The organism is Bacillus sp. V26, assembly GCF_034296245.1.
Classification (GTDB): domain Bacteria; phylum Bacillota; class Bacilli; order Bacillales; family Bacillaceae; genus Bacillus; species Bacillus halotolerans.
Genome location: NZ_JAXKQF010000001.1, coordinates 383,320 through 403,229, shown reverse-complemented (window position 1 = coordinate 403,229; position 19,910 = coordinate 383,320). Strand labels below are relative to the sequence as shown.

General features: G+C 40.5%; 16 protein-coding genes and 2 pseudogenes. 8 read left to right on the top strand and 10 right to left on the bottom strand.

The window, feature by feature from the left end:
- Positions 1-117: 117 nt before the first annotated feature.
- From UJ203_RS02080 to UJ203_RS02070, 3 genes and pseudogenes are all read right to left on the bottom strand, one after another.
- A complete protein-coding gene (locus UJ203_RS02080) occupies positions 118-396 on the bottom strand; it encodes an HPr family phosphocarrier protein (RefSeq protein ID WP_322008497.1) in 279 nt (92 codons plus the stop codon).
- Between the two features lie 135 nt (positions 397-531).
- Positions 532-753: pseudogene (locus tag UJ203_RS02075) on the bottom strand (aldo/keto reductase); the annotation flags it as partial.
- Positions 754-808: 55 nt separating this feature from the next.
- The gene (locus tag UJ203_RS02070) at positions 809-1,213 is read right to left on the bottom strand and encodes a MerR family transcriptional regulator (RefSeq protein WP_322008496.1); all 405 of its coding nucleotides are present in this window, start codon (positions 1,211-1,213) and stop codon (positions 809-811) included.
- 464 nt (positions 1,214-1,677) lie between these two features.
- Between UJ203_RS02070 and UJ203_RS02065 the strand changes: the two genes are divergently transcribed.
- The gene (locus UJ203_RS02065) at positions 1,678-2,727 is read left to right on the top strand and encodes an NAD(P)-dependent alcohol dehydrogenase (RefSeq protein WP_322008495.1); all 1,050 of its coding nucleotides are present in this window, start codon (positions 1,678-1,680) and stop codon (positions 2,725-2,727) included.
- 305 nt (positions 2,728-3,032) lie between these two features.
- Positions 3,033-3,542, top strand: coding sequence for a cysteine protease YraA (gene yraA, locus UJ203_RS02060; protein WP_069487145.1), 510 nt, complete (start codon positions 3,033-3,035; stop codon positions 3,540-3,542).
- A gap of 97 nt (positions 3,543-3,639) precedes the next feature.
- Here yraA and UJ203_RS02055 read toward each other — a convergent pair whose 3' ends face one another.
- The 6 genes from UJ203_RS02055 to UJ203_RS02030 all read right to left on the bottom strand — a co-directional run bounded on the left by UJ203_RS02055 (position 3,640) and on the right by UJ203_RS02030 (position 11,417).
- Positions 3,640-5,676 (bottom strand): GH32 C-terminal domain-containing protein, encoded by a 2,037-nt coding sequence (locus tag UJ203_RS02055; RefSeq protein ID WP_322008494.1) that lies wholly within the window; start codon positions 5,674-5,676, stop codon positions 3,640-3,642.
- A 140-nt stretch (positions 5,677-5,816) separates the two neighbouring features.
- Complete coding sequence (gene levG / locus UJ203_RS02050; protein WP_105953536.1) at positions 5,817-6,644, bottom strand: PTS fructose transporter subunit IID; 828 nt, start codon at positions 6,642-6,644, stop codon at positions 5,817-5,819.
- Positions 6,645-6,663: 19 nt separating this feature from the next.
- Positions 6,664-7,470: a PTS fructose transporter subunit IIC gene (gene levF / locus UJ203_RS02045; protein WP_044154405.1), complete on the bottom strand. Its 807-nt coding sequence runs from the start codon at positions 7,468-7,470 to the stop codon at positions 6,664-6,666.
- A gap of 4 nt (positions 7,471-7,474) precedes the next feature.
- On the bottom strand, positions 7,475-7,975 hold the full coding sequence (locus UJ203_RS02040; protein WP_059293540.1) for a mannose/fructose/sorbose PTS transporter subunit IIB: 501 nt from the start codon (positions 7,973-7,975) through the stop codon (positions 7,475-7,477).
- Positions 7,975-8,415: a PTS fructose transporter subunit IIA gene (gene levD, locus UJ203_RS02035; RefSeq protein ID WP_059335489.1), complete on the bottom strand. Its 441-nt coding sequence runs from the start codon at positions 8,413-8,415 to the stop codon at positions 7,975-7,977. Before levD ends, UJ203_RS02040 begins: the two co-directional genes overlap by 1 nt.
- Positions 8,416-8,606: 191 nt before the next feature.
- The gene (locus UJ203_RS02030; RefSeq protein WP_322008493.1) at positions 8,607-11,417 is read right to left on the bottom strand and encodes a sigma 54-interacting transcriptional regulator; all 2,811 of its coding nucleotides are present in this window, start codon (positions 11,415-11,417) and stop codon (positions 8,607-8,609) included.
- A 679-nt stretch (positions 11,418-12,096) separates the two neighbouring features.
- On the opposite strand from UJ203_RS02030, the gene UJ203_RS02025 reads away from it, so the two are divergent.
- Entirely contained in the window at positions 12,097-13,470 is a 1,374-nt protein-coding gene (locus UJ203_RS02025; protein ID WP_248337307.1) for an amino acid permease, read from the top strand.
- 241 nt (positions 13,471-13,711) lie between these two features.
- On the opposite strand, the gene UJ203_RS02020 is transcribed toward UJ203_RS02025, so the two are convergent.
- Positions 13,712-14,344, bottom strand: coding sequence for a LysE family transporter (locus tag UJ203_RS02020; protein WP_024122275.1), 633 nt, complete (start codon positions 14,342-14,344; stop codon positions 13,712-13,714).
- 153 nt (positions 14,345-14,497) lie between these two features.
- Between UJ203_RS02020 and UJ203_RS02015 the strand changes: the two genes are divergently transcribed.
- The 5 genes and pseudogenes from UJ203_RS02015 to UJ203_RS01995 all read left to right on the top strand — a co-directional run bounded on the left by UJ203_RS02015 (position 14,498) and on the right by UJ203_RS01995 (position 19,664).
- On the top strand, positions 14,498-15,325 hold the full coding sequence (locus UJ203_RS02015) for a TrmB family transcriptional regulator (protein ID WP_059293538.1): 828 nt from the start codon (positions 14,498-14,500) through the stop codon (positions 15,323-15,325).
- Between the two features lie 251 nt (positions 15,326-15,576).
- Positions 15,577-16,074: an RNA polymerase sigma factor SigV gene (sigV, locus tag UJ203_RS02010; RefSeq protein WP_322008492.1), complete on the top strand. Its 498-nt coding sequence runs from the start codon at positions 15,577-15,579 to the stop codon at positions 16,072-16,074.
- Positions 16,074-16,931 (top strand): anti-sigma-V factor RsiV, encoded by an 858-nt coding sequence (gene rsiV / locus UJ203_RS02005; RefSeq protein ID WP_305934508.1) that lies wholly within the window; start codon positions 16,074-16,076, stop codon positions 16,929-16,931. The genes sigV and rsiV overlap by 1 nt, the downstream gene beginning before the upstream one ends.
- A gap of 129 nt (positions 16,932-17,060) precedes the next feature.
- Positions 17,061-18,959, top strand: a complete 1,899-nt coding sequence (locus UJ203_RS02000; protein WP_322008491.1) for an acyltransferase family protein — start codon at positions 17,061-17,063, stop codon at positions 18,957-18,959.
- Positions 18,960-19,401: 442 nt separating this feature from the next.
- Positions 19,402-19,664 (top strand): annotated as a pseudogene (locus tag UJ203_RS01995) (YrhK family protein).
- Positions 19,665-19,910 lie beyond the last annotated feature (246 nt).

Genomic DNA, 19,910 nt, shown 5'->3' with positions numbered 1-19,910 from the left:
GAAGAGAAATGAGTTGGTTTCTTTTGAAGATAAGCAGTTAACAAAACGCTCGTATAAAAAAGGGGACTTGGAGCGAGTCCCTGAAAATGATAATAAAAAAAGAGAAGGTTTTCTTCCTCATTTCTTTGTGAACTTGTTTTTTTGCAAATGATCTTCTATCACTTGTAAAGCCTGTTTCTCGTCAACGCCATTAGCTCTTATCCTAATGTGGGTATTAGGTTTAATTCCTAGTGACATCACATCAATGAGGGACTTGGGTGTATTTTTCAGATCGACAGCTTGCCCTTGATATTCAAGATATATACTGGAGGTGAATTGACAAGCCGCACGTACTAACAAGGCCGCTGCACGGGCGAAGCCTGTACTCGCGATAATTGTATACTGTTTTTCTATCATTCTCCCTGCTCCTTAGGCCTGAAATTCCCTTAAAGAATTGGAATAAGCCATTTTTTTATTCTTGAGCCCTCTATTCTTTCTCTCAATCCGAAAGCGTAGTATCTTGTTGATTAGCAATATCGTTTTCGACCATAATTAATGATGACCAACTATTCGGTGAGGTACATATGGTTCTTCTTGAAACCTAACTTCTTCAGGCGTCAATTTAACTGCAAGAGCACCTACGGCATCTTCAAGGTGTGACATTTTCGCAGCACCGATAATAGGAGCTGTTACAGGCTCTTTCTGCAGCAGCCAGGCAAGCGCGGTATGAATACGGGGAACACCGCGTTTTTCTGCGATTTCCCCTGCTCTTTTATGATAAATGTAAACAAAGAAGGAATTGTTTAATTCATTCTAGCCTTACTGGTACTTATCCATGAAATCTTTCCGTCTTAGGTCTGCTTTTGAGTTTGTCCTCATTTTCGCGCAATTTTCCATCATAATCCTCAATTTTTTTATTTAATCTTTTTATTGTTTCATCAATTTCTTTCCGCTTTTCTATCAATCGCTGTCTTTCGTCAGCCAGGATATTTTTGCGGGCTTCTACTGTTCGGTCTCCTTCAGTAAATAACGTTGTATATTCAATTAACGCGTCTATCGTTAGGCCAGCATTTCGCATGCATTTGATGAATTCAACCCATTTGATATCTTCTTCATCATAATCGCGGATTCCGCTTTCTTTTCGTTTTACCGGCGGGATCAATCCAACACGTTCATAATATCTGAGCGTTGCGGCTGTTAGGCCAAACTGCTTTGCCACTTGCGTAATATTCATATTTTTCACCTCTTTATCCTGCTGTTTTTGAAGATAACACTTAAAGTTCACTTTAAGTCAAGAAGAAACAAATTGAAACTGCTGTATTTCTCAATCTCATTCTTCAGGAGATGTCGTGAATATTCCGCCGCACGTATACATTGTCATGGCGCAACAAAAGACAGTGGGTTGCATGTAGCCATTACTCCTAAAACGGACCTGTTCATGATGAATGGTATGATACATGATAAAACGAACGCATCGAGTCAATTGATTCGATGCGTTCGTTTTATATGATCGATCATACAGAATTTAATACTTAATTGTTAAAAGTGCTTACTCTTATACTTTTATAAAAATATGTTTCTTAAAAAAACTCTTGCCTTAAAGTGGACTTCAAGGTTTAAAGTGATGTTGAACACACCTGACAAACATCAAGTGACATGTTCTTATCTGGAAACTGACTATATGAAAGGAAGGTCTGTATGTGTAATCATCATAAAACTCGTGTATTAAGCGTACCAAATGCTAAAGCGAAATTTGAACAGACTACAATTGAAAGAAGAGAATTACGGGCGCACGACGTCTTAATCGACATTAAATTCAGCGGTATTTGCCATTCCGATATCCACAGTGCGTTCGATGAATGGGGCGGAGGAATTTTTCCGATGGTTCCCGGTCACGAAATCGCCGGAGTTGTGGAGGCTGTGGGAGCAGAAGTCACAACATTTGCTGTCGGAGATCGCGTTGGCGTCGGCTGTTTTGTTGACTCCTGCGGAGAATGCGAATACTGCCTCAGCGGTGAGGAACAGTTCTGCACTAAAGGTGTTGTCCAAACTTATAATTCACTGGACTATGATGGAAATCCGACGTATGGCGGGTACAGCCAAAAAATCGTTGTCACTGACAGGTTCGTTGTTCGGATACCGGACAGTTTGGAGATGGATGTTGCCAGCCCTCTACTGTGTGCAGGGATTACAACCTATTCCCCTCTAAAACACTGGAACGTCGGCCCAGGCAAAAAGGTTGCGATTGTAGGGGTCGGCGGGCTTGGTCATTTGGCGATTCAATTTGCGCATGCTTTGGGTGCAGAGGTAACCGTCCTGAGCCGCTCTATGAATAAGAAAGAGGAAGCCCTTGAACTAGGGGCTGACCATTACTATGCAACCAGTAATCAAGCTACATTTACTGAATTGGCCGGGCGTTTTGACGTAATCTTAAATACAGTATCCGCGAACCTTGATGTAGATGCCTATTTATCAATGCTTCGGATAGACGGAACCCTTGTGAATGTAGGGGCACCGGCCGAGCCGGACAAATATAGTGTATTCTCCTTAATCATGGGCCGCCGCAGCCTAGCGGGTTCTCTTGTCGGCGGAATTCCAGAAACACAAGAGATGCTTGATTTCGCTGCTCAGCATGGCATTGCACCTAAAATTGAGGTGATTCGTGCCGATGAAGTGGATGAAGCATATGAGCGTGTTCTTCGCAGTGATGTACGCTACCGATTCGTTATTGATATCTCTACATTATGAGTCGGAATAGTTGTAAAAGGTGAGGTAGCCATACCTATTGGCACCTCGCCTTTTGTTTACTGCACTCCGCTCCACAGGACGTGAAAATCATTTAAAAAGTCTATTTTTTAAAAAAGAAATAAGTTGAGAAGAGCGCTAATCCTTCTGCCTCGTTTTGGCGGCGATGTTACCATATGAAAACCATAAAATCTATAAAACAACCCCTTCGCAGGACTCTTGCGAAAACCATCTCAAGCAAATATTTTGAAGGAAAATGAACGTGCCTGTTATTCTATGGTATATAGGAATTCATAGGAGGTATAAATATGAGCAAAAAAATCGCTGTTCTCGTTACAGACCAATTCGAAGATATCGAATATACAAGTCCGGTAAAGGCATACGAAGAAGCTGGCCATAGCGTCGTTGCCATTGATTTGGAAGCAGGCAAGGAAGTTACCGGTAAACATGGCGAGAAAGTGAAGATCGACAAAGCGATCTCCGACGTAGATGCAAGTGAATTCGATGCCCTATTGATTCCTGGAGGATTTTCCCCAGATTTGCTTCGCGGAGATGACCGGCCGGGTGAATTTGCGAAAGCATTTGTAGAAAATGAGAAACCTGTTTTCGCTATTTGCCACGGCCCGCAGGTACTCATTGATACGGATCTTCTGAAAGGCAAAGACATCACTGGCTACCGCAGCATTCGCAAAGACTTGATCAACGCTGGTGCAAATTACAAAGACGAAGAAGTAGTCGTCAGCCACAACATTGTAACAAGCAGAACACCTGATGATTTGGAAGCATTTAACCGCGAATCATTGAACCTGTTGAAATAAGAAAAAGGCACAGACTGTTTGAGTCTGTGCCTTTTTTTATAGAGAAAGTGTAAGAATCTCTATTCCCCCTTCATTAAAAATGCCTCTTTTGTCTTTTCTAATCAGCCTTTGCGTTGACATTCTGAAAGGCTGCTGTAGCATCCCAAACGTTCAAGCCAAATTGACCTTCTGAGAATGCAGAATCTTCAGTATCTATGACTAGACGGTCATCCAAATATATTTTAAAGTGAGCGCCATGAGCCACAGTTTTCAAATGATATTTTTTATTTATATCTATTGGTGTTTGGTGTTCGGCAATAACAGAGGCAATCCCGTCCTCAAATTTAAAAAATTTCACAAGATCATGTTTCGCATCCACATTGGCTACATAACCGTTTTGGGCGTCTTTATCAGAACGAAACACAAGAGCCCCTGCCCCTTTTCCGTTCCCATCCTTAATGATTATATCGGATTCATAAGTGAAGTCAGCTCCTGATGCTGAGGACATCATGAAGGAATCGCCGTCTGATCGTCCTTGTTTTCCATCAATTGTGTCGGCCCACGTACCGTTTACAGTTGTCCAGCCAGTCAAATTGGATATAAACGGTGACGCTCCCCATGCTTTTTTTAAAGGATGAATCGTTAGGGAGTTTACCTTAGCACGGCCATTAATAGCATATAATTCAAGACCTTTGCTTGATCTATCCGGAAGAATGATGTCAGTCAACACCTGTTGCCCGTCATTACCAAATACTTCGACTGAAGAGCGGTCAACAAAAATACGCATTTTAATCTTTCCATTTACCGGCTTCAGCGGAGCTGCTTGCTTCCCAGTGTTAAAGGTTGGATTAAAGGTGACATTTCCGGATTGGCTTCGGTCAACGAACAGTTTGCCGCTCTTTTGATGATAACCGATTTTTGTATATTGATTTCTCCCTGTTCGAACCTTAAAACCGAATTCAGAAGCCGAACCTGGATTCACTTGAAACTCTGCATTCATTTCATAAGCATCTCCAGATATACCCGCCAATAGATTACTGCTTTCTGGCGATATAATCTTATTTTTCCACTTCTGCGCGGCTCCCCTGATAGATTGCAGCTCTGTTACTGGTGTTTGAATAACTCTGATCCCTTCAGAAAGCGCTTTCAATTTTACTTCTCTTGGAATAGTCGTTGCACTTCTCCATGGAGATGTAGGAACATCGTTGGCATATTGCCAATTGCTCATCCACCCTAGCCAAAGCCGCCGTCCATCTGAAGAAGGGACATCGGACCAAGAAACAGCCGCATAAAAGTCTTTACCATAGTCGGTCCATAATACTTTGTCTGACGGGTTTTCGTTCTTGAAAGTTGTTCCATCAAAACTTCCTACAAAATATTGCATGCCTGATCCTCCTGAAACCGCACCGTTTCCGACACTGACTTGCATCACCCATTTCTTTTGTTTCGGATTGCCGTCTACAGGAAGCTCAAATAAATCCGGACATTCCCATACGCCTCCATGACTTCCTTGTCCTTGACCAAACTCACTTGCATATGTCCACTGCTTCAGATTTTTTGATGTATAAATGAGAATTCGGTCACCAGCTGCCAGGACCATCACCCACTTTTTATCTTCTTCATACCAAAACACTTTCGGATCGCGAAAATCTTTTTTTCCCGGGTTTGGAATGACCGGATTACCTGAGTATTTCGTCCACGTTCTGCCTTTATCATTACTATAGGCGACGCTTTGCACTTGGCCGTCTTCATGATCCTGCGTATATATAGAGACAAGCGGCTTCTCCTTTCCGGTTTGAAAACCGCTTGTATTATTCCAATCGACCACTGCGCCCCCGGAAAAAATTGTGCCTTTTTCATCAGGTGACAGCGCTATGGGAAGGTGCTTCCAGTGAACTAAATCCTTGCTTACTGCATGGCCCCAATGCATCGGCCCCCATTGCAGACCGTATGGATGATGCTGATAAAACAAATGATACTCCCCTGCATAATATACCATTCCGTTTGGATCATTCATCCAGTTTGCCTCTGGTGTGAAATGATATTGAGGACGGTAATCCTCATCATAGTAGCTTGAATCGGCTGCACTTACTGGCAGTGCCATAGTAAACAGCATGGTGAATAGGATCACGACTTGAATAAGCTTCTTTTTCATTCTGATTCTCTCCTCTCTAACATATAAAAACATTCAAGAGAGACATCTGCACGAGTGATCCGTGATAAAAGCTGTATCGAATGATGAAGAGGTTATGAGAAAGACTTCGGCAGGTTCTCCCCTTTTTACCCGTTAAGCGCTTATGCCAGAAATCCAGCCCAATAGCCAAGAATACCGATCACAAATATGCCAACTATAATTAGGAGAGGATTTACTCCTTTTCGCAGCATCCATGCCACTAATAAAGTCAATCCTAAAGGCAGCGCCCCCGGCATAATGCTGTCTAAAATATTTTGCACAGTTTGAACGTCAACTTTTCCGTTATCATCTTTAATTCTTGAAACAACGATCGGGATGTTGATGGTGGTCCACTTGGAGACCAAAGCCCCCATCACAAATAACCCGAGGATGGAAGCACCTTCTGTCAGTTTTTGAATACGATTTCCTGCTAGATCCTGCAGAATCTCCATCCCTTTTACATAGCCATACTTTAAACCGTAATATTTTGTGGTTAATCTGATGGCATTCAGCAGAAAAAAGAACAGCAGAGGACCGGCTATGTTTCCGCCTAAAGCAAGAGAAGCCCCTAAAGCAGCCAATACGGGACGTACGGTTCCCCAGAAAATAGGGTCGCCCACACCCGCTATCGGGCCCATTAAACCGATTTTCATCCCGCTTATTGCTTTCCCGTCTATTCCTTTATTGTTCGCCATTTCTTCTTCCATGGCAGCTGTCACCCCAAATATGGGTGCGGACAGCCACGGATGTGTATTAAACCATTCCAAGTGGCGCTGTAATGCTGCGTTTCTTTTCGCTCCCGGACCGTACAATTTTTTTATCGCCGGTATCATCACATAGCAATATCCCATTGCCTGCACACGTTCAAAGTTAAATGAGCCGAGCAAGAAATTCGAACGGATAAACATACTGAAAATGTCTTTCTTTGTTAATCTTTTTTCTTTCTCCAATTTTCATCCCCCCTCGTTCTTATGCATCAAGATCGTCATCATCATCATAGACAGCTGCATTGCTGCCGTCTGCGGCTGCGGCAACTGCCCCGTGGGCGCTATTTTTTTGCATAACCTGCTGGTATAAAAGCGCCAGACAGAGACCAAGAGCGCCAAACCCTACTAAATTGAAATCGGTAAACGCTGCCAACAAAAAACCAATATAGAAAAATGGCTTAAGATAAGGGATATTCATCATATTGATCACCATTGCATACCCCACAACAACAATGATGCCCCCTCCTATTTGCAAACCTTTGGTAATGACTTCCGGAATATTTCCTAAGAACGCCTGAACAGCGCTCACACTGATTAAGGCCACAATCAAAGTCGGTATCATAACACGCAGCGCCTGAAACACCATGGCAGTAATATGCATAATTTCAATTCCTTTGATATTCCCCTCCCTGGCATATTTATCAGCACGGTGAATGAAAAAGACAGTAATCGTTCGGACAAAAATAGTAAGCGCTTGACCTGCAGCTGCCAAAGCAACAGCGACGGCAATGCCTTCACCAATGCCTTGATCAGCGGTAATCACTAAAATGGTTGAAATCACAGAGGCAATGGCTGTATCAGGCGCCATGGCGAGGCCGACATTCATCCAGCCCAGCGCCATCAGCTCCAGCGTTCCTCCTAAAATGATTCCTGTTTTTAGATCACCAAGAACAAGGCCAACCAAAGTGCAGGCAATCAGCGGACGGTGTGTTTGTCCTTCATCCAATACACTTGCAATACCTGTAATGGCTGCAATGATTAACAACAAAATAATTTGTATTGAAGTCATCATCTCATCCCCTTGATGATTTTGTTACATTTCTCAAAATCTCCATAAAGTCTTCACTGGCATCAGAAGGCAGCTGCCTCAATTCCAGCGTGACGCCTAATTCATTTAATGTCTCAAACGCCTCTATATCCTCTTCAGTTACGCTGACTGATTTGGTGATTTGCCGGCGATTATTCTCAAAACGCATCCCTCCGACATTTACGGTTTTGATAGGGACGCCTGCTTCTATGAGAGATACAATATCGGATGGGTTTTCAAACAGCAGCATCGCCGTTACCCCTTCGTAGCGCGGACTATGAAACGCCTTTGCCATTTTAGAAATTGATACGGCACTCGCCTTTACATTGGAAGGAGCAACAGAAAGGATCAGGGTTTTTCTCATTTCATCCTGCGCAACGTCATCTGACACAACGATGATTCGGTCTGCTGCATGGACTTTAATCCATCTTGTCAGGATTTGGCCGTGAATAAAGCGGTCATCAATTCTTGCCAATGTAATGTTCATCATAGTTCATCCTCTCTTTTTTCTTCACAAACTGTTTTTGCTTTTTCTAAATGTTCGCTGCAAACTTGAAAGCTTTGCTGGCTCATTTTTTTTAAGTGATTCAGCATTTCTTTGAGTTTCATGTGTTCTCTCAGGCTTAATACCTCCAGTAGTATCGGCAGGTTTATGCCGGCAGCCATATCCATTCTTTGATCCTTAGCGATGAAGGAAGCCGCTGCGTTATATGGTGTGCCTCCAAAAATATCAACTAAAAAAAGCACCTCATTTTCTTTCGGAATATCCTGAAGCGTCTGATGATATTTTTCTTGCAGCGTTTGGATGCCCTCTCCTTTAAAAAACGGCACCGCTATCAGATGATTTTCTTCACCGAATATCATGCCTGAAGATTCTTTTAATGCTATGGGAAAGTCCCCATGTCCGCTAATAATGACTGAAATCATAACACGTTTGCTCCTTTCCTTTTTCGTACATCCATTTATAATGCAAGTATCGTGCCAAAGAATCTGTGTTAAGCGTTTTCATTTGTTTTTCAGCACATGAAGAAAGCTGATTGAAACACATGTGAATACAAAAATAAACCTGTATTAAAATGGCGTTCCATTTAATACAGGTTTACGGAAAAAAACTGCTTTTAACACATGTGGCCATGTACTTCTTCAGCAAAAATGGCGGCTATAAATAATTTTTCATCATCGCTTATGTTCAGTCCCAATTTTTGTTCATAAGGGATTAATGTTCGCTCTGTCACCTCAAAAATCTCTTTCAGCTGATCGGTTATTTCGTCTTCTTCGGAAAAAGCAATCGGATTCTGTTTAATCACCCTTTCAAAGGCAAAAGCCGTATGCATAATCACTTTGATCATCACTGTGTTATTGAAAATGATGCCTAACTCATCTTGAATGGTCTGAAGCCACTCTAATAAGATTTCTATAATGTGATGGGGGTTCAAAAAAACCAGATACTTTTTCAAACTATCCTCGCAAAGCTCCCGTACAATGATATTTGCGCCCGATAATCCATTACTCATCGGGATGCTGCCTTTTGTGATCGCCTGTTGGATCATCTTCTCTCCTTCTCCTCCAATTAATACCTCCAAAGATACATGCGGAGCATTGATTTTAGGATCTTTTGTTCCTACTGTCGCAAGAATCTCATACTCTTTTTCGATTTCTTTGATGCTGTTTGCCAATTTAATCGATGATACGGTCAATATGTGGATGGGAACATCAGAGGCCTTGTTTACGATCGTTGTTAAGATGTCTTCCAGCTTTTTTGCCGTTCCGCTGCCTGTTGTGCAAATCGAAACCAACGCCCTCTTTTTGCCTGGTGAGGCGGCAGGCTGCCGATCCCATAACTCAATAAAATCCTTTGTGACCGAATCATATATGGCATGTAAATGTAAATTCAGATAGTTCACCTTTCTGACGGCGTCCAGCACCATTGAGGTCGTGACATTGCTGATTGTTTTGATTTTGATGCCTGTTTTTTCTTCAAGCTTGCTTTCCAGCATTGCAAGTGACCCCATATCAACAAGCATTAAAACACCTTCACCTTCATCTACCTGCTGTATTTTCCCCGCTAAGCGCTCCATAATTTCCGCAGGTGAAACAGAAAGGGGCATATCGACGGCCGCAATTGGGGTGCTTCCTAAAAGCTCCGTCGCTACTTCAACCATGGAACTCGCCATGCTATTTCCATGTGCGGCAACCACAATCCCTACTCTTTTGTTTTCTTTTAACGTTTTGATGGAATGAATCAGCATCGTTAAGTAGATGACTTCTATTTCCGGGACGGTTACTCTGAAGTGTTCCTGAATTTTGTCTTTGAATATGAGCGCCACCTGATACTCTTTCACATGGGTATCACGGATTTCATCCGTTTCCTGCGCATTTAAAACATCAATTTGCTTACCGCGTTTTAAAAATGAATCGATATGCATACTTAAAAAATAGATAAATTTACGGTCAAATGTGCAATTCAGTTCTTGTTCAGCAACTTCTTTTAATTGCTTCGTCATTTGAATCACGCCGTCCTCAACAAATGTCAGCAGGCTGTCATTTCGGAACGCGCTTTGATTAAAAAAGCTTCTGACATGCAAATGAATATCCGTTAAAATATATTGGTTTATTTCCTTTTTGGACAAGCCTTCTTTGTTTAACACTTCGACTTTTTCTTCTATCAAATGATACAAATTAAATGATAGATCATCATCAATTTTTGTTGTTTCATCTTCTACTATCGGGGATATGATGGTTGTGATATTGACATATTCAGAAATCGTTTTGCTTCTTTTCATGTTTTTGCTGCTCGACATCCAATCTTGCTTGATTTCATCCGGGAGATCCCGAACGGTCAGTTCAACAACTTCATCTCTGTCAAGATTATGTAAAAATCCATGTGCACAAACTAACTGCACATTTGATTTCAGCTGTCCCACATTCCCAAACTTCGCAGAATGAATCAATGCATTATATACATCGATATGCACACTTAGATTCTTCTTAATACGCTCTGCTTCTTTCCCTAATAAAAACGTTGTGAGATCAACTCTCTCTTTAAGAGATCGTTCTCCCAGCGATGGAATATGAATCGTCATTGGAATTCTTCGCAAAAATGTTTTTAATAGAGCAGAATTAGGGTTTTCGGTAGTTGCGCAAATAAATAATACTTTCGATGTTCTTTTATGTTCAGTTTCTCCAAGACGGTTATAAGATCCGCTGTCGATAAAATAAAACAGCATTTCTTGTCCCTCAGGCGGAAGACGATGAATTTCATCCATAAACAGAATGCCCCCGTCGGCCTGCTCAACTAAACCGGCTTTATCTTCGCTGGCGCCGGTAAATGCTCCTTTCTTATGACCAAATAATTGAGAGAGTAATAATTGAGGATTGTTATAGTAATCTGCACAGTTAAATGTGATGAACGGAGAACCAGGATTCAAAATGTCAGAGTAAATCGCAAACTGGTAAATCCGGTTCGCAAAAAGGGATTTACCGGAGCCTGTCGGTCCTAAGAGAAGCATGTGCAGACCGTGCGGAGGATAAAAAACAGCTGCTTTTGCTTGAGAAATTGCTTTCTTCAAACTGCCTTTTGCTCCAATCATAAGTTCAAGAGGATTCGTAGAAATATTTTGATCGTTCTTTTTTTGATTTTCAGAAAGCCCCTTCAGCTCTTTAACTTCCATTATCTCTGTATTCCATTTTTTGTTGAATGCTCTTTCCACTACTTCCACTGGAATGTACCGCACGGGAAACGTTTTAATTTTTATCACCTTTTTGGACCGCACGAGATTGTTTAATTCAAAACTGACATTGGACCGCTCTATCTTCAATTGCTGAGCAATTTCCTTTGCTGAATTTCCCTGTACCTTTAAAAGATGATCTAAGCTGGAGTCATGAAAATTATGCATGAGCTGATGGTATATTTTATCAATTCTTTTCATCTATAACATCCTTTGTCCTTATTAGTCAAAATTGAAAAAACGGACATCAATTTTTATGCCTTGTACTGAGGATCTCATCTCATTCTATGGCCTTGCGTCCGCACTTGGATTTTCTTTTTCAATATTCTGTGAAATGTTTTTATATGCAGGAACAATAGCACCGTATCTCAACACAAAAGCTTGCACCGATTAAAAAATAATTTCGTTATTTGTCTAAACAAACACCCTTTTTTGGTGTTTTTGATCTATGATTCACTCAGGTTGTCCCCCTTCAAAAGTAATAATTCGTAAACAGTTTACCACTCTCCGTGAACATATTGGTGACAAAGTTCTGATACTTCGGAAAATACATCTTAAAGATCAGGGCAAACAACCCAAAACTTAATCTCTTGTCATTATAAACATGACTGAATGTAAACTCTCTATTCTTCTTATAACCTTATTATTTTAATAAAAAATAGTTGGATATATTATTAGAGCGGCAGAAAAGAAATCCTTTACACATCCTGGTGGATATTACACCTTATAAAAATAGATACATTAGTTACATTTAATTAAAAAAATCAATAAAATTTAATATAATATAAGTTTCCTGTTATAATGATAGATAAAAAATTCAGGAAGCTATGATTCCTAAACAACCAAGATAACTATATTTTTTATTGGAGGAAAACATAAAGTGACGGACGATTCCACTATGGACAATTCTCTGCACAAACGGAAATTGTCCAGAGGCCTTAAAAACAGGCACATACAACTCATAGCGATTGGGGGGGCAATCGGAACTGGTTTATTCCTAGGATCAGGGAAATCAATACATTTTTCAGGACCCTCTATTTTATTTGCTTACATGATCACGGGCGTATTTCTCTTTTTCATTATGCGTTCACTGGGAGAGCTGCTCTTATCTAACGCGGGATATCACTCTTTTGTCGATTTTGTAAGTGATTATTTAGGAAATATGGCAGCATTTATTACCGGCTGGACGTACTGGTTTTGCTGGATCTCACTTGCTATGGCTGATTTAACAGCTGTCGGTCTTTATACACAATATTGGTTTCCTGGTGTACCCCAATGGATGCCAGGGTTCATTGCGCTTATGATGTTGCTCATCATGAATCTAGCGACTGTAAAACTTTTTGGTGAATTGGAGTTCTGGTTCGCATTAATCAAAATCATCGCAATACTGGCACTGATTGTTATCGGTATTGTCTTGATCATAAAAGGATTTTCCACACAGTCAAACATCGCCTCCTTCACGAATCTTTGGAGTCACGGCGGCATGTTTCCAAATGGTTTACATGGATTTATCCTCTCATTCCAGATGGTCGTGTTTGCATTTACGGGCATTGAACTTGTGGGGCTTACTGCAGGCGAAGCAGAAAACCCAGAAAAAGTAATCCCTAAAGCAATTAACAATATCCCTATTCGAATTTTGCTTTTTTATATTGGCGCTCTTCTTGTGATTATGAGTATTTATCCATGGAATATCATCAATCCTGCTGAAAGCCCATTTGTTCAAGTATTCTCAGCGGTCGGTATCACAGCAGCCGCCAGCATCATTAATTTTGTTGTACTGACATCTGCTGCTTCAGCTGGCAATAGTGCTTTATTTAGTACAAGCCGGATGGTATACTCGCTTGCCAAGGATCATCATGCACCTGACCCATTGCAAAAGCTGACTGCCTCAAATGTACCAAGCAATGCATTGTTCTTTTCAGCCATTGCCATTCTTATTGGTGTTATTCTGAACTATGTAATGCCAGAGCAAGTTTTTACGCTTATCACAAGTGTTTCTACTATATGCTTCATCTTTATTTGGGGCATTATTGTGATTTGCCATTTGAAATATCGGAAAACAAGACCGGATGCAGCAAAGGTGAATACATTTAAAATGCCGCTTTTTCCATTATCCAATTACGTAACACTGGCTTTCCTGGTGTTCATACTGGTTGTGCTGGCACTCGCGAAAGATACGCGTGTTTCCCTATTTGTCACTCCAGTTTGGTTTCTCTTATTGATGATTGCTTATAAAGTTCGTCATACTAAGTGAAATCATAAAAAAGACAAGGGAGTTGTTTATCCCTTGTCTTTTTTGTGTGCTGCGAGGCACTGGATATTCCATGTTTTACGATCCCGCTCATGTAGTGTCATGATCTTTTCCCGTACAAATGTCTCCAAAATAAACGTATGCTGAAGATAAAAACATACCTGCCTCCGTGATTTAATCTCCATATTTATCAAAAGACTCCGTTCAAAATATGAACGGAGTCTTTTGGTAAGTGGCCGTGACATCAATTTAAACCAGTTTTAATACCAAACCCAACTAATATGATTCCCGTTATTTTTTGAAAAGCTTTCTGGAACTTGGGATTTTTCATCCATTTTTTTGCGTAATCAATGATATAAACGAGAAAGAGAAACCATAACACCGCTAATAGGGTGAGAATTGAAGCTAAAATAATAAGCTGCTGGTTTACATTTCCCTTCAGATTGATGAATTGGGGCATGATCGTGACATAGACCAAAACCGTTTTGGGATTAAGAATGTTACTGAGTGACCCTTGCATAAAGGAAGATTTATAGTGTCGTTTCGGAGAAATTGCTGCGGTTTTTGCTTGAGCTTGCATATCGTCTAAAGAAAACATATTTTTTGCAAAAAAACTTTTTATCCCTAAATAAATTAAGTATGCTGCTCCCAAATATTTGATTGTTGTAAAAAGAATCACCGACTTGGCAATGACCATTGATAAACCTAGAATGGCAATAACCGTCCAAAAAGATAGTCCCGTTGCCAATCCAAGAATATTATATCGGCCAGCCTTTGCGCCATATCTAAGGGTATTTTTCATAACAAGCATCGTATCTGCTCCTGGAATGATAACCATCATGGCAGCGATCGGTATGTATGCGAGTAAGCTGTGCATGTTCTTTCCCCCTTTAAATGAATCGCCTTAACATATAGTGACTACTAAAGTAACTCCCTACAAAAAGTGTATCAATACGTTTGGAAAAAATCAATATGGTTTGTTAAAATAGCGATTACAAAGGCAGCGACTGCTCTTTATATTGGAGGATGTATGAAGGAAAATATGTTAGACATTTTAAAAAACCTCAATTTTACCGAATATGAATCAAAAGCTTATCTGGCATTATTGCAAGAATCGCCTTTAACCGGCTATGCGGTAGCCAAAAATTCCGGCGTGCCTCGTTCAAAAATATATGAAGTCTTGGAAAGCCTTGTCTTAAGAGGAGATGTTTTTGTAAGCCACGGAAACACGCCTCAGTATGTCCCTGTACCCGCTAAAGAACTGATTAAAAACCGACGGCTCAAAGCGGAAGAGAATTTTGACCAGGCTGAAAAATACTTTGAAAAATTCGAGCAGACCGCAAATGACCGGGAAAATATCTGGAATATCACCGGACGCAGTGAAATTCTTGAAAAGGTGAAGGCTTGTATATTATCAGCAAAAAAAAGAATCCTCTTGGAGATCTGGAAAGAGGATTTCAAAGAGGTGGAATCAGAGCTGAGACAGGCGGCAAATAAAGGTGTCATTGTCACCATTATTGCCTACGGAGATATCGCATCTGATTTTGCTAATGTGTACCTTCATGATATGAGCAGTGAAATTACAGAAGAGTATGACGGACGGTGGCTTGTATATAGCGGAGATGATTCAGAAGTAGTAGCAGGTATTGTCTCTCTTGGCAACGATAGCCGTGCTGCATGGACGATGCATGTAGGTTTAGTCATGCCTATTACAGAAGTGATCATTCATGATCTGTATCTCATGGAAATTATGAAGAAGCATAGAGGGCTTTTAGAAGATAGTTTTGGAAAAAACCTCATCCAGTTACGACGCAAATTTTCAATCCACTCAGATTTTAAAAAACATTACTTGGAATAGAACACATGATATTTCCTGTATACCATGTAACCAAAAAACATGGCTTGTATCAACAAGTCATGTTTTTTTATGCAACTCCCCCATTAATAGGGTCTTTTCCGTTTATTTTTAAGCAATTGATCCTCTCCTCCCGCTCCTGATCACTTTTTTTAAAAAAATAATATCTGCGCAAACTATTTTTCAAACTGCCCCGTCTATCCTAGGTAACATCCTACGATATACGTATATTCAAAAAGGAGCCCTTTATTGCAATGAAGAAAAAACAAACAATAAAAGCGTTGCTTGTCATGTGTATAACTGACCATAAGCAAGATTTCTACAGGTTAGCCTTCAGTTATGTGAAAAATCAAGATGACGCATTAGATATTATTCAGGAATCTATAAAAAAAGCGCTCAGCTCAGTTGAAACGGTCAGAAACCCTGAGACGATAAAAAGCTGGTTTTATAAAATCTTAGTACGTACAGCTATTGATTTTTTGCGAAAACAAAAAAAGTTAAAGGTGATGGATGACGAAACGATTGAGTTTTTAAGCCCCGGAAAGGAAGATCACTATAAGGACACTGATCTTCATGAAGCGCTCGACGAATTGCCGTCCCACTATAAAACAATTATTATTTTGCGTTTTTTTGAAGACCTCAAACTAGAAGAAATTGCGGAAATTACAGGGGAAAACTTGAATACCGTCAAAACGCGCCTTTACAGAGCATTGAAGCTGATGCGCATTCAGTTGACGAAGGAGGATTCTTAATGGATAAGAGATTACAGCAATTAAAAGAAGAATATAAAAATGTCCAGATTCCTAAAGAACTGGATATCATTGTTGAAAAAGCCCTTCAGCAAAAACCAAAAAAGAAAAGAATCGTCATGTGGCCGACATCAGCAGCTGTCGCGGCAGCTATTTTATTCACTGCACTTGTCAACATCAACCCAGATGCAGCTCAAGCTATGTCAAAAATCCCTGTCATCGGCAAGATCGTCAAAGCCATCACTTTTATTGAGATCAAAGAAGAGAAAGATGAATCAAGCATCGATGTCAAAACGCCTGCTCTGTCGGGACTTTCTAATAAAGAGCTTGAAAACAGCATCAACCAGAAATATTTGAAAGAAAGCAAGCAGATGTATAAAGAATTTATACAGTCCACATCCAAAAATAAAAAAGGACATCTCAGCATTTACAGTGATTACGAGACAGTAACAGACACGCCAGATTTAATTTCTATTCGGCGAGATATTGAAAAAACACAAGCATCATCTCACACACAAAGCCGTTATATCACAATTGACAAAAAGAATGATATCTTACTTACCTTAAAAAGCTTATTTAAAGATGACCGCTATATCAAAGTCATCAGCCAAAACATCAAAGAACAAATGAAACAGCAAATGAAGGAAGATCCAAATAAAATCTATTGGGTCACTGACGAGGATGCAGAACCATTCAAACACATTCAGCCTGATCAAACGTTTTATATTACAGAAGACCATAAACTTGTGATTTCATTTGATGAATATGAAGTTGCCCCCGGCTATATGGGCGTTACAGAGTTTAAAATTCCGACCAGCGTCATCTCACATCTGCTCATGGGAGAACGTTATGTTCGATAACAGAAAAACATCCATGTCATCATCTGTCATGGGTGTTTTCCCTTTCGCAAAGGGACCTGACAAATATCAAGAAGGCGTAACCTTGCAGCCAAAACAACGAGAATATCTGCACATTATTGGAGGAATATCATGTATCACACGACACAGCATCACCGCTACATCACTGGACTCGATGGCCTTCGGGCTTTTGCCGTCCTGGCAGTTATCGCTTATCACCTAAACTTCAATTGGGCTAACGGTGGCTTCATTGGAGTTGATATTTTTTTTGTATTATCAGGCTACTTAATTACATCTATTATACTGCCGGCACATGGAAATAATATCAGCCTTGATTTTCGGGACTTTTGGGTGCGCCGAATTCGGCGGCTTCTGCCAGCGGCTTACCTTATGATCATTTCCGCTGTTATTTGGGTCGTCGTATGCAACCGGGAACTTTTGCACACTGTGCGCGGAGATGCCATCTCTTCTCTCTTTTACATGAGCAATTGGTGGTTTATTTTTCATAAACTCTCGTATTTTGATAGCTTCGGATCCCCGTCACCGCTTAAAAACCTTTGGTCATTGGCAATTGAAGAGCAATTTTATATTGTATGGCCGATGTTCTTGGTTGCTGGAATGTACATATTTAAAAACCGTGCGAAACTGGCGGCAGCGGTATCGTTGCTTGCGCTCTGTTCAGCCGTTATGATGAGCGTACTGTATGAACCCGGCGGAGATCCGAGTCGCGTGTACTACGGCACAGATACTCGTTCGTTTGAACTTCTCATAGGATGTGCTCTGGCTCTGATATGGCCGATGAAAAGGCTGTCTTCCAACAGGCTGCCATACAAACTGAAGCGCCTTTTGCATGTCACAGAACTTTCGGCGTTTTGTATTTTAGTTTTGTGTGTCTATTTTACAGATGAATACGAACCTTTTCTTTACAGAGGCGGAATGTTTTTAATAAGCATTACCGCCGCGGTTCTTATTGCATGTGTATCCCATCCGAGCAGTTTTTTGGGCATTCTGCTTTCATGGAGGCCTCTTCGTTGGCTTGGTACGAGGTCTTACGGTATTTATCTTTGGCACTACCCTGTTATTGTGTTAAGCACGCCGGTTCAAGAAATCGGAAACCCTGTTTTTTGGCATATCGCGCTAAAGATCATCGCTACATTTATACTCGCCGAGCTTTCCTATCATTTTATTGAGAAGCCGATACGGACAGAAGGGTTTAAGTCATTTTTCTGCCGGGCTTTTATTGATAGAATTCGGGAATGGAAAACGACATCTGTCATCGGCAAAATGTCAATTGGCTTCGTCATTCTCGCTATGCTTATTTTTGCAGGGGGACTGTCAGGGGTAGCGGGAGAGAAAAAACATCCGCAATGGACGTATAGCTCACAAGAAACAAGCGCTGACACAAACCAGACGTCAGAGCATAGAAAGTTGGCAGCATCCGATAAAGACGGAGAAAACAAATCCAAACAAAAAACAACAGCCTCAACTAAAGATCAAGAGGAATCGAAGGCAAAAGGACAGGAGACTAAGAAAAAAAAGGACGTAAAATCTCAGAAAGAACCGGCAGCTGCTGATAAAGAAGTATTAGCTATAGGGGATTCCGTCATGCTTGATATCGCCTCCAGCCTCCGTCAGTCTCTTTCACATGTCATAATTGATGGGAAGGTGGGAAGACAAATGTCTCAAGCTTTAGAACTGACACGGGAATACAAGTCTTTTAATCAGCCGAATAAAGCCGTCATCATTGAACTGGGAACCAATGGCTATTTTACAAACAGCCAAATCGATCAATTGCTTACATCTTTCTCAAAAGCTCATATCTATCTTGTCAATACGCGGGTTCCCCGGCAATGGGAAAGCAAGGTGAATGAAGCTTTGCAGCAGCAGGCTAACACGCATAACAATATTACGTTGATTGACTGGCATACAGAAGCTCTCCAGCATCCGGAGTATTTCACCCCTGACGGCGTACACTTGGTTCCTCAGGGGGCCGAAGCTTTAACCGCTCTTATCGTTCAGGCAATAAAATAGATTAGCAAAAAAGAGGTCTAAGCAGGACCTCTTTTTTTGCGATGGATCAATTCCAGCTGCGTGCAGCAAACTGCATTGATGACATGGACCAGGCATAAAACCTAATCTATTGGAAATTTATATTCTGCATTCTAAAATTATTCCTTCCGCTTCGTTCTCAAATTCACCTAATACGATAATAACCTTCGATTCTTTATTCATATTGCCACCCCCTTCGTTTATGATCCATTTATATTATAACATTTTTCAATTTATGTTAATAAATAGGTATAAGAAAACTCACAAACTACCGCCCTTCCTAACTTGAGAAATGGCTGACCTATATATGGTTCTCATCATTTTTATTTCTAGCTGTGAAGCTCTTATGTTTACCTATTGTTTACGTGAGGGTAAGCAAATATAGAATGGAGGGATCATCGTGGAAGCTAATGCAGAAAAAGAGATGAAAAAGCAAATAAATCGATACGAGCTTTTTTTCAAAAAACGATATAAAGTTCTCTATACAGTAAACGATTTTATCATTGGCGCTTTATTTTTAATCGGCAGCTTTTTCTTCTTTTACGATGAATTAATGTCTGCAGGGATATGGCTGTTTGCGGTTGGCAGCTTCCTGCTTTTAATCAGACCGACGATTCGTTGGTTCATGATTTTCATTACAGAAAACATCTTGAGCGTCTATATCATCATGGAACATCCTCTGATTAGCTTGAAGTCTGAGGAAGCGAACAGACAAATGCATAGCCTCAAATCGGATAGTCTAACTCAAACGGCAGGATGAGATGCAAGAATAAAAAGGAAAAAACGCTTGATTAAGTTTCTGGAAAATTAAACTCCAAGATACAAATATATAACTTTATAACTATTTGTTTATAAAAAACCAGAAAAAAACCTAAAGTTTTATATCTTTCGGACGATAATAATAACAAGGCCGGCACGATACTCCCTATAACA

Excerpts from the sequence above, each read along its gene's own strand:
- UJ203_RS02080 (WP_322008497.1), bottom strand. The coding sequence starts at position 396 with ATGATAGAAAAACAGTATACAATTATCGCGAGTACAGGCTTCGCCCGT.
- UJ203_RS02070 (WP_322008496.1), bottom strand. The coding sequence starts at position 1,213 with ATGAATATTACGCAAGTGGCAAAGCAGTTTGGCCTAACAGCCGCAACG.
- UJ203_RS02065 (WP_322008495.1), top strand. The coding sequence starts at position 1,678 with ATGTGTAATCATCATAAAACTCGTGTATTAAGCGTACCAAATGCTAAA.
- yraA (WP_069487145.1), top strand. The coding sequence starts at position 3,033 with ATGAGCAAAAAAATCGCTGTTCTCGTTACAGACCAATTCGAAGATATC.
- UJ203_RS02055 (WP_322008494.1), bottom strand. The coding sequence starts at position 5,676 with ATGAAAAAGAAGCTTATTCAAGTCGTGATCCTATTCACCATGCTGTTT.
- levF (WP_044154405.1), bottom strand. The coding sequence starts at position 7,470 with ATGACTTCAATACAAATTATTTTGTTGTTAATCATTGCAGCCATTACA.
- UJ203_RS02040 (WP_059293540.1), bottom strand. The coding sequence starts at position 7,975 with ATGAACATTACATTGGCAAGAATTGATGACCGCTTTATTCACGGCCAA.
- levD (WP_059335489.1), bottom strand. The coding sequence starts at position 8,415 with ATGATTTCAGTCATTATTAGCGGACATGGGGACTTTCCCATAGCATTA.
- UJ203_RS02030 (WP_322008493.1), bottom strand. The coding sequence starts at position 11,417 with ATGAAAAGAATTGATAAAATATACCATCAGCTCATGCATAATTTTCAT.
- UJ203_RS02020 (WP_024122275.1), bottom strand. The coding sequence starts at position 14,344 with ATGCACAGCTTACTCGCATACATACCGATCGCTGCCATGATGGTTATC.
- UJ203_RS02015 (WP_059293538.1), top strand. The coding sequence starts at position 14,498 with ATGAAGGAAAATATGTTAGACATTTTAAAAAACCTCAATTTTACCGAA.
- sigV (WP_322008492.1), top strand. The coding sequence starts at position 15,577 with ATGAAGAAAAAACAAACAATAAAAGCGTTGCTTGTCATGTGTATAACT.
- rsiV (WP_305934508.1), top strand. The coding sequence starts at position 16,074 with ATGGATAAGAGATTACAGCAATTAAAAGAAGAATATAAAAATGTCCAG.
- UJ203_RS02000 (WP_322008491.1), top strand. The coding sequence starts at position 17,061 with ATGTATCACACGACACAGCATCACCGCTACATCACTGGACTCGATGGC.